This window comes from Mesorhizobium sp. M7A.F.Ca.CA.001.10.2.1, from assembly GCF_003998575.1.
Taxonomy (GTDB): Bacteria; Pseudomonadota; Alphaproteobacteria; order Rhizobiales; family Rhizobiaceae; genus Mesorhizobium.
In genome coordinates, this window is record NZ_RZQY01001102.1 from 1 (window position 1) to 1086 (window position 1086).

The 1086-nt window shown below is 64.1% G+C and carries 2 protein-coding genes; both read left to right on the forward strand.

The window, feature by feature from the left end; translation table 11 throughout:
• Window positions 1-108 precede the first annotated feature (108 nt).
• Window positions 109-519 carry a DoxX family protein gene (locus EN964_RS35425; protein ID WP_127268218.1) on the forward strand — a complete coding sequence of 137 codons (411 nt, stop codon included), beginning with the start codon at window positions 109-111 and terminating at the stop codon, window positions 517-519.
• Between the two features lie 133 nt (window positions 520-652).
• Window positions 653-916 (forward strand): YMGG-like glycine zipper-containing protein, encoded by a 264-nt coding sequence (locus tag EN964_RS35430; RefSeq protein ID WP_127271330.1) that lies wholly within the window; start codon window positions 653-655, stop codon window positions 914-916.
• The last annotated feature ends 170 nt before the right edge of the window (window positions 917-1086 follow it).

Consider the following 1086-nt stretch of genomic DNA (forward strand, 5'->3'; position numbering starts at 1 on the left):
AAGGCGCGCGGGCTTAAAACAATCCGGACCTCTGTCGGATCGCAGCCCCATGCCACGTCCTTGGTTCGACCCCAGCGAAAAGGGCTCGAACCACTAGGAGGGACCACCATGAGCATTTCCGAAACCGCGCCCGTCTCGCCGGGCGCTTTATGGACCGGCCGCGCGCTCAGCGGCGTTATCGTGCTGTTCATGATCTTCGATGGCGTCATCAAGCTGCCGCCGCTCGATGTCGTCACCCAGACGATGGTGCCGCTCGGCTGGCCGGCCGATGCCAATGTCGCGCGCATGCTGGGCGTCATCAGCCTGATCTCGACCGCTCTCTATGCACTGCCGCGCACCTCGGTGCTCGGCGCCATCCTGCTCACCGCCTATATGGGCGGCGCTATCGCCACCAATGTCCGCGTCGACAACCCGCTGTTCTCGCACATGCTGTTCGGCGTCTATCTCGGCATTATCCTGTGGGGCGGCCTGTATCTGCGCGATGCCAGGGTCCGCGCGCTGATCCCGTTCAGCCGTTAGATCCAGATCGAAGCATCGCTTTCCGCTGAAAGCCTGACCCTTTGCCGGGTAATGTCTCAGGGATCGAATCGCGGAGTTGCGAGTTAGAGATTCGCCTGGCGGCGGAGGCGGCTCCTATCGGAGAGGAACGATGATGAAGAAAATGATGCTTTTGATGGCGCTGCTGGTGCCGCTCGCCGCTTGTTCGCAAACGGAAAAAGGCGCGGCCGTAGGCGGCCTCGGTGGCGCTGCCGTCGGTGCGGCGGTCGCTGGCGATCCGGTTGAAGGCGCCGTCGTCGGTGGTGCTGTCGGCGCCGTTGCCGGCGCGCTGATCGGCCGGGCGAGCGAGCGTGGCGAATGCCGCTACCGTGATCGCCGTGGCCGCGTCTACGTCGACCGCTGCCCGGACGGTTATTGATCGGCAGCTCTTACAGACAGAACTGGACAGGAAAACGGCGGGCACATGGCCCGCCGTTTTCCTGGATGCGAATAGAGCAATTATTCGGCGGTGGCGGCTTCCGCCTCGGCCGGTGCAGCGGCGGCGGCCGCAACAGCAGCAGCGGCATCTTCCTGCGCCTTCTTCAGAAG

What these genes read in the sequence shown, in the direction of transcription:
- EN964_RS35425 (WP_127268218.1), top strand. Translation starts at nt 109, where the DNA reads ATGAGCATTTCCGAAACCGCGCCCGTCTCGCCGGGCGCTTTATGGACC.
- EN964_RS35430 (WP_127271330.1), top strand. Translation starts at nt 653, where the DNA reads ATGAAGAAAATGATGCTTTTGATGGCGCTGCTGGTGCCGCTCGCCGCT.